Source organism: Bacillus sp. S4 (genome assembly GCF_040838205.1).
In the GTDB taxonomy this organism is placed as follows: Bacteria; Bacillota; Bacilli; order Bacillales; family Bacillaceae_G; genus Bacillus_A; species Bacillus_A cereus_U.
In genome coordinates, this window is the sequence record NZ_JBFPJI010000139.1 from 1 (window position 1) to 8,638 (window position 8,638).

Below are 8,638 nucleotides of genomic sequence, written 5' to 3' on the forward strand. Positions count from 1 at the left end.
CAGATGTATATATTTATAAAATACTTCCAAAATAAAGGTGAAAATATGTTAATATTTTGTTATTGTAATTCAAAATATTAACTGCCAATTTTAATCTCTATTCCGTTAGTTTGTTGGCAGTTGGATTTACACCTTAATATTTCATGAAAGCAAAGAGATTAGGTGTGAGGCCACATTAGTAGGGAGCAGAGGCTAGTATTGATTAAATTGTCGCTTTATAAATTAAAAAAATGTAAGAGAATACGGTATAATAAGATCAGATAATCAGAGAAGTGAAAAGTCTCTACTATAATTAAAACGGCACTATATTGCTTTTTTTTATAAATAATATTATGTTATTTTAATCGGCCTATTTAGAAAAAATTTGTGATTTATCCCGCATTAACGGGCAGTAAGACTCCCACCTCAAAATTCGGTGAATGCGAGGAAGTTAGTTGGGAGATAACTGCCCGTAAAAGCCCGATTGGTGAAGGCTAATAATCAGTGGGGGGATGGACAAAACCCCCACTGATTAAAGTTTCACTTTATGTAAAGGCATATTGTTAGAAAATGAAATATCTCTATTTCTATGAAGAGAAACGAATTGTGTTTTAGTCAGATAGGAAGCAAGGAGAGGTGCGCATGCTAGAACAAAGAGGTCATGCATTATATGACTCTTCATTGCAAGATTTAAAATTAGCATTAGATGAGTCTTCAATTGTTGCTATTACAGACCGAAATGGTCTTATTACATATGTGAATGATAAATTTTGTAAAATCTCAAAATATAAAAGAGAAGAGTTAATAGGAAAAGATCACCGTATTTTAAATTCCGGATATCATCCGAAAGCATTTTTTCAAATCCTATGGAAGCGTATTTTGAGTGGAAAAGTCTGGACGGGGGAAATTCGAAATCAAGCAAAAGATGGTACGTATTATTGGGTTAAAACAACAATTGTTCCATTTTTAAATGAAAAGGGAGAACCCTATCAATTTATTGCAATTCGAAATGATATAAGTAGTAGGAAAGAAGCAGAGCAAAGATTACGATTAAGCGAAAGTCGTTATAGGGAACTTGCTTATCATGATGCGTTAACAAGTTTACCAAACCGTTTACAGTTAATTACGACTGTAAATAAGATGATCGCAGAGAAAATAGAGTTTGGCATGATTTACTTTGATTTAGATCGCTTTAAATTAGTGAATGATACGTTAGGTCATATGATAGGAGATTTACTTTTAAGTGAAGTCGCTTCCCGATTGCATTACGTACTAGGAGATAAAGATGTTCTGGCTAGGCTTGGTGGAGATGAATTTGTACTATTAACAAAAAAACATACACAAGATGAGATGAGGCAGTTAGCGACATCTGTGTTGTCATGCTTTCAAGCACCATTTATGCTGGAAGGTCATGAAGTATATATTTCAGCCAGTCTAGGACTTTGTTCCTATCCGCAAGATGGAAAAGACGTTGAAACATTATTGAAAAATTCAGATTTAGCCATGTATAGTGCGAAAGAGCAAGGAAGAAATGGGGCGTGCTTCTTTACAGATGAATTACGTGCGAAAATAAATCGTAGAATGAAAATAGAGTTTGCTTTGCAAAAAGCAATTCGTGACGAAGAATTAAAAGTGGCATTACAGCCCATTATTGATTTGAAAACAAAGAAATGTACTGGTATTGAGGCTTTAGTACGCTGTAAGACAGAAGAAGGTCCTATTTCACCAAGTGAATTTATACCTGTAGCTGAAGAGTGTGGACTTATTATAAAACTAGGAGACTGGGTACTAGAAAAGTCATGTCGATTGTTTAAAACTTTGCCAGAGTATCAAGAGGGACTGAAGTTATCTGTTAATTTATCAATACAACAATTGATGCAAAAGCGCTTTATTTTATCTGTTCGTAGTATATTGAAGCGAACAGGATTTCCACCAAATCGTTTAATATTAGAAATAACAGAAAGTATAGCTGTACGTCATTTTGATTATATTATTGCTACATTACAAGAATTAAGAAGTATGGGGATTTTAATCGCTTTAGACGATTTCGGAACAGGATATTCCTCATTATATTATTTAAAAAAACTACCACTTGATATTGTGAAAATTGATCGTAATTTTATTCGTGAGTTTCATTATGATCACGCACAGCCAGAGCGAACGATTGTAAAATCAGTTATTGAAATTGCCCATAGTTTAAATTTATTAGTGGTTGCTGAAGGGGTAGAAACGGTAGAACAAGAAAGTTTATTAAAATCAATGGGTTGCGACTTTGTACAAGGTTTTTATTATGCGAGACCGTTAGATGTAGGTGAACTAAAAGAAAAGTTATTAACTGACTTTTAATAAAAAAAAGAGAAGCGGAAAGCTTCTCTTTTTTATTATTTTTTTTGTGAATCTTTCATTAAAATTGGATAAAGAATAAGGCCTAGTACAAACAACCCAATTCCTAAGAAGAACGTTTTTAAATCAGCAGTTCCTGTTTTAATAACCCAAATGGAATATAAAAATGCTAGTGCAGTAATGATCCCATCTTTTATTCGAGATCCAGGCATTATATCATACGTTTCTCCCGTAATAACTAATTTTAACTGGTACAAGGTAGAAACAAGGTACGGGATTAAATATGCTAATGTCGCTACAACAATAGCGAAATTATATGCTTCGGAAACAGTACCAGAAATCGTTGAAAATAAGAAAATTTGTGTCATCACATTTGTAATAAATAATGATTTTGAAGGACTTCCTTTTTTATTTGTTTTTCCGAAAAACTTAGGGAAAACCCCATTTTTTGCTGCTTGGTAAGGTACTTCTGAGCTAACAACGATCCATCCTACAGTAGAGCCGAATAAAGATACGAGTGCAAGTAAGGCCATTATATAAGCACCCTTAGTACCAATTGCTAAATTTAATGCATCTACTAATGGCTTTTGAGACTCTTTTAAAACGTCTTGTGGAAGAGCACCCATTGTTAGTAGAGTAATTGCCATGTAAATAAGAAGAGCGATGATTAATCCGAAAATCGTAGCTTTCTTAACATCGTGCTGAGATTTTGCGCGGTTAGAGAGCATAACTGCTGACTCAATGCCGATAAACGCCCAAAGTGTTGCAATAGCAGCTGAATTTATTTGTCCACCCAACGAAATAGGTTGTCCAGCTTCATTCATAAATGTTTGACCGTCCCCGAAATTAGAGGCATTGAAAATGAATAATGTGATTACAATAAACATTGTAAATCCGATGATTTTTGCGATTGTTGCAAGAAGGTTCATATTTCCTGCTCTATCAATATTTTGAGAAAGAATATATTGAATTCCCCATAGCATCATACTACATACTATGAAGGTTAAAGCTTTTCCAAGTTCTAATGAAAATCCGTTTGTTGAAAAGAGAATTTGCTTACTTTGTAAAACTGGGAAGAATGTTGATAAATATCCTGCAAAGGAAATAATTACAGATGCTGTAGCAGCCCAGTTAGCAGCCCAGTACCCCCAAGCCATACTATATCCTGCAACTTTACCTGCCTTTTGGGAGGTAAACATTGCTTGGGCGTAACTTTGTGGTCCTGCTTTTAATTCTGGTTTACGAATTGCTAAATTTCCAAATACGAGTGCAATCATAAATACACCAAGTCCTGTAATACTCCATGCAAGTGTAGATCCCATTGGACCTGATACGTGTGCTAAATTTGCTGGGAGCATAAATACGCCACCGCCAACCATATTCCCGATAACAAAAGCTGTTAAAATCCATAATCCCCATTTTTTCGTTTCCATTTTTGTTAACTCCTTTGTAGTAAGTTTTGCTTAAACATCATTTTTTACTAGCATTTTTTGCAATAAAAAAAGAGCCATGTAGATAAAAAATACCTACATGGCTCTTTGCCAAAGCGTAGGTACAATGGGAATAACCCTTGTACCTACGCGTAATTTTTCCGCTAGGTTTCAAGGGTTAAGTATGATGATGATGTTTTTGTGCAAATGTAACTACAGTTGTATAAGTAAGCATAGTTTTTTGCTCCCTTTCTCCTCTGATTTTGAAGTTAGTATACTACATGTTTTTTTGAATGAAAAGAGAAATATAAAAAAATTTATAAAAATACGTTTTAGAGACTAAATATTTACCTATAGTTTTCTTGTACTGGAAAATAAGTGAGAGATTGGCAGAAGAGTATAGCGTGGTATAATACATATAGAACTAGAAGGTGACAAGGGGCTATTGTAGATGATGAGTAAGTATGAACAAATTTATACAGAAATCAGCAAGTCTATTGATAATAAACAATTAAAAGAAGGATGCAAAATTCCATCAGAAACGGAATTAATGAAGCAGTATGAGGCAAGCCGGGGTACTGTAAGAAAAGCTGTAGATTTATTGCAAGAGCGTGGATATGTTCAAAAAATACACGGAAAAGGTGTTTTTGTATTAAAGCGCAAAAATATTGAATTTAACTTTGGTGGTATTGTAAGTTTTCAAGAAGAAAATGAACGTTTAGGACGTTACTGTATTACGGAAGTCGTGGAAATAGAGAAAATGACAGCTACGAAAGATGTAGCAAAGTTATTAAACGTGAAAGAAAAAACGGAAATAGATCATATTAAACGTGTACGAAATATTGATGGAGAAAAAGTAATTTTAGATATAAACCATTTTGTATCGGAGTATATTCCAGGATTAACGAGAGAAATTGCAACTGCATCGATTTATAAATACATTGAGAAAGAATTAGGGCTACATATTAGCTATTCACAGCGGGTAATTGAAGTACAACCATGTACAGATGATGACCGAAAGTATTTAGATTTAAATGGAACAGACTATGTTGTCGTTGTAAAAAACTTTACTCATTTATACGATGGGAGTCAGTTCGAATATACGGAATCACGTCACCGTTTAGATATTTTTCACTTTTCGGATGTGGCGCGAAGAAAATAAAGAGATGGGGCGAAATAATCGTTCCATCTCTTTATTTATAAAAAAATCATCAACTTATATATACGAGTGTTGACTAACTTATATATACGAGTTAATATATAAGTGTAAACGGTATCAAAAAAAGAAAAGAGGGACGGGAATATGGGGAAAGACTATCGTAAAACAGCAGAAGAAGTGTTGCAGTATATTGGTGGGAAAGACAATATTGAACAAGCTGCGCACTGTGTAACGAGGCTCCGTATCGCTGTAAAAGATGAAAGTAAAATAGATAATGATAAATTACAGTCTGTTTCATTAGTAAAGGGAGCGTTTCATAACGCTGGGGTATTTCAAATTGTAATTGGTCCAGGCGATGTCGATCGAGTATACGCTGAATTGATAACGCTTGCAGGTATGGAAGAATCGACAGTAGCTGACGTAAAAGATTCTGGAAACCAAAAGTTAAATCCAGTTCAAAAGTTTGTAAAAGTATTTTCAGATGTATTTATGCCGATATTACCAGCGATTGTAACAGCTGGTTTACTGATGGGGATTAACAATTTATTAGGGGCAAAGGACTTATTTTTTGATGGTAAAAATTTATTAGATGTTTATCCGAACTTAGGCGGGCTTTGGGACTTAATTAATATGATGGCCAATACAGCATTCGTATTCTTACCGGCACTTGTTGGTTGGTCAGCGACGAAGCGTTTTGGTGGTAGTCCAATACTAGGTATTGTTATGGGATTAATGCTTGTGCATCCGGCCTTATTAAACGCGTGGGATTATGGAAAAGCAGCGACTGGTTTAGAGGGACAAAAGATTGAGTACTTCGATATTTTAGGGTTATTCCAAATTGAAAAGGTAGGGTATCAAGGTCAAATCCTGCCGGTTTTAGTAGCGGCATTCGTATTAAGTAAAGTGGAAATATTTTTAAAGAAACATGTGCCAAACGCAATTCAATTATTAGTTGTGCCAATTACAACAATCGTTGTAACGGGTGTATTAGCATTAGGGATTATCGGTCCAGTTACACGTCATATTGGAGATTTATTAACAGCCGGATTAGTAGGAGTATATGAAACGGTACCAGCACTTGGGGCAATATTATTTGGAGCATTATATGCACCGCTTGTAATTACAGGAATGCATCATATGTTTATTGCAATCGACTTACAATTAATCGCGCAGCACGGCGGTACATTTATTTGGCCAATGATTGCTCTTTCTAACATTGCACAAGGTAGTGCGGCACTAGCGATGTTCTGGATTTCTAAAAATCAAAATGATAAAAGTATGGCATCAACATCAGCAATTTCAGCGTACTTCGGTATTACGGAGCCAGCGATGTTCGGTGTAAACTTACGAAATAAATTCCCGTTCTATGCAGCTATTATTGGATCTGCTATTGCGGCGATATTCATTACTTTAAATGGTGTATTAGCACCTGCAATCGGGATTGGCGGATTACCAGCATTTATTTCTATCATTCCGAAATCGATTCCAATATTTATTGTCGGGATGATTATCGCGGTTGTAATTCCATTTACGTTAACATGGTTATTTGCAAAACGAGTAAAACAGAAGTAGGAGGAAGTTAAACATGAAGGATTGGCATAAAAGTGTAGTCTATCAAATTTATCCGAAGAGCTTTAATAGTTATTACAATAAAGAAACTGGTGATATAAAAGGAGTTACAGAGAAACTAGATTATTTAAAAGAACTCGGAGTAGATTATATTTGGTTAACACCGATATACGAATCACCACAAAACGATAATGGATACGATGTAAGTGATTATTACAGTATTGATCCATCTTACGGAACGATGGAAGAGTTTGAAGAGCTTTTAGAAAAAGCGAAAGCACGTAACATTGAAATCATGCTTGATATCGTTGTAAATCATAGTTCGACGGAGCATAAGTGGTTTAAGGAAGCGAAGGAAGATAAAAATAGCCCATATCGTAATTACTATATTTGGCGTGATGAAAAAAATAATTGGCAGTCTAAGTTTGGTGGATCTGCTTGGAAATATGATGAGAAGACAGAGCAATATTTTTTACATCTATTTGATGAGACACAAGCTGATTTAAACTGGGAAAACGAAAACCTTCGTGAAGAAGTGTATGATATGATGCGCTTTTGGCTGGAAAAAGGTGTAAAAGGATTCCGCCTTGATGTTATTAATTTAATTTCAAAAGATCAAAGATTTTTAAGTGATGAAGGCACCACGGCTACAAGTGATGGGCGTAAATATTATACGGATGGTCCACGCGTCCATGAATATTTACAAGAGATGAACCGAAATGTTTTTGAAGGGAAAGATGTAATTACAGTTGGAGAAATGTCATCTACGACAATTGATAATTGTATTAAATATTCAAACCCAGAGCGTAATGAACTAAGTATGACGTTTAGTTTCCATCATTTAAAAGTAGATTATCCGAATGGTGATAAGTGGACGAAAGCTGATTTTGATTTCATTAAATTAAAAGAAATTATGTCTGATTGGCAAAGTGAAATGCAAAAGGGCGGAGGATGGAATGCGTTATTTTGGTGTAATCATGACCAGCCTCGTATTGTTTCACGGTTTGGTGATGATGAGAAGTACCGAAATGAATCTGCTAAAATGTTAGCGACAGCTATGCATATGCTGCAAGGAACACCGTACATTTATCAAGGGGAAGAAATCGGTATGACGAATCCTAACTTCCATTCTATCGAGCAATATCGTGATGTAGAATCGTTAAATATATATGATATAAAACAAGAAGAAGGATTATCCAAAGAAGAGATTATAGAGATTTTAAAACAAAAATCTCGTGACAATTCACGTACTCCGATGCAGTGGAATGAAGAGGTGAATAGTGGTTTTACAACAAGTACACCTTGGATTTCAGTGGCTGAAAACTTTAAAGAAATAAACGTAGGGAAGGCATTAGAAGATAAAGAGTCTGTCTTTTATCATTATAAAAAGTTAATTGAACTTAGAAAAAAATACAATGTAATTACAGAAGGGAAATATGATGTTTTAGATGGGAATCATCCTAAGATTTGGGCATATACACGTACTGTAAATAATGAAGTATTGCTTGTTATCAATAACTTCTACGGAGAAGAAATAACGTATTCTGCACCAGTGAATGTTCAATTGGATGGAATGAAACAAGAAGTATTATTATCAAATTACAAAGATTCAAGTAAGGATATTACGAATCTTAACTTAAGACCGTATGAGTCAATTGTATATCGATATACGAAATAAAAAGGTTGTATGCCCGCTTGGCATACAACCTTTTTATTTTAAGACGCCACTATATAAAATTTTCACTTCTACTTCCGGTTTAAATTTTACCTTTTCATAATCCTTATGCCAATTTTTTTTCTTCCATAGACAAATCAGATCGAGTTAATAGTGGTTCAAGAGCTAATTGGTGAATTAAATTGGGGTCTGTTAAAGATTCGATATATAAGATTTTTCCTTTTCCATTTTGAAAAGGAACATCTAATTTTTTTATATCATCGGAATGAGAGAGCTTGTTTTCAATGTAATTAATATTTTCCGCAAGTGATGGAAACATAGGCTTCGTTTTATTCGTCTGTTGGTTATTGTTTTGTTCTGTCACATTGTCCACCCCTTTTAGGATTAAATTATCACTGTTAATTTTTGTTTTTTATGAAAAATTTATGCTTGGATTATTTGAAAAAAATTAACTTGAAAGTTACGTTACGTCATCTTCTATAC

General features: G+C 34.4%; 5 protein-coding genes and 1 pseudogene. 4 read left to right on the forward strand and 2 right to left on the reverse strand.

Going from position 1 to position 8,638, the window contains the following annotated elements:
• The first annotated feature begins 621 nt into the window (after positions 1 to 621).
• Positions 622 to 2,325, forward strand: coding sequence for a putative bifunctional diguanylate cyclase/phosphodiesterase (locus AB3X48_RS13940; RefSeq protein ID WP_002114053.1), 1,704 nt, complete (start codon positions 622 to 624; stop codon positions 2,323 to 2,325).
• A 35-nt stretch (positions 2,326 to 2,360) separates the two neighbouring features.
• Here the strand turns inward: AB3X48_RS13940 and AB3X48_RS13945 are convergent, their stop codons facing one another.
• Positions 2,361 to 3,755: an amino acid permease gene (locus AB3X48_RS13945; protein WP_002114055.1), complete on the reverse strand. Its 1,395-nt coding sequence runs from the start codon at positions 3,753 to 3,755 to the stop codon at positions 2,361 to 2,363.
• A gap of 448 nt (positions 3,756 to 4,203) precedes the next feature.
• Here AB3X48_RS13945 and treR point away from each other — a divergent pair, with 448 nt between their 5' ends.
• The 3 genes from treR to treC all read left to right on the forward strand — a co-directional run bounded on the left by treR (position 4,204) and on the right by treC (position 8,158).
• Positions 4,204 to 4,914, forward strand: coding sequence for a trehalose operon repressor (gene treR / locus AB3X48_RS13950; protein WP_002114059.1), 711 nt, complete (start codon positions 4,204 to 4,206; stop codon positions 4,912 to 4,914).
• Between the two features lie 141 nt (positions 4,915 to 5,055).
• Positions 5,056 to 6,483, forward strand: a complete 1,428-nt coding sequence (gene treP / locus AB3X48_RS13955; protein ID WP_002114061.1) for a PTS system trehalose-specific EIIBC component — start codon at positions 5,056 to 5,058, stop codon at positions 6,481 to 6,483.
• Between the two features lie 13 nt (positions 6,484 to 6,496).
• A complete protein-coding gene (gene treC / locus AB3X48_RS13960; RefSeq protein WP_016103524.1) occupies positions 6,497 to 8,158 on the forward strand; it encodes an alpha,alpha-phosphotrehalase in 1,662 nt (553 codons plus the stop codon).
• A 118-nt stretch (positions 8,159 to 8,276) separates the two neighbouring features.
• Here the strand turns inward: treC and AB3X48_RS13970 are convergent.
• Positions 8,277 to 8,474: pseudogene (locus AB3X48_RS13970) on the reverse strand (hypothetical protein); the annotation flags it as partial.
• Between the last annotated feature and the right edge of the window lie 164 nt (positions 8,475 to 8,638).

Bases quoted from the DNA above. Each gene is read 5' to 3' on its own strand.
- AB3X48_RS13940 (WP_002114053.1), top strand. From the start codon at position 622: ATGCTAGAACAAAGAGGTCATGCATTATATGACTCTTCATTGCAAGAT.
- AB3X48_RS13945 (WP_002114055.1), bottom strand. From the start codon at position 3,755: ATGGAAACGAAAAAATGGGGATTATGGATTTTAACAGCTTTTGTTATC.
- treR (WP_002114059.1), top strand. From the start codon at position 4,204: ATGATGAGTAAGTATGAACAAATTTATACAGAAATCAGCAAGTCTATT.
- treP (WP_002114061.1), top strand. From the start codon at position 5,056: ATGGGGAAAGACTATCGTAAAACAGCAGAAGAAGTGTTGCAGTATATT.
- treC (WP_016103524.1), top strand. From the start codon at position 6,497: ATGAAGGATTGGCATAAAAGTGTAGTCTATCAAATTTATCCGAAGAGC.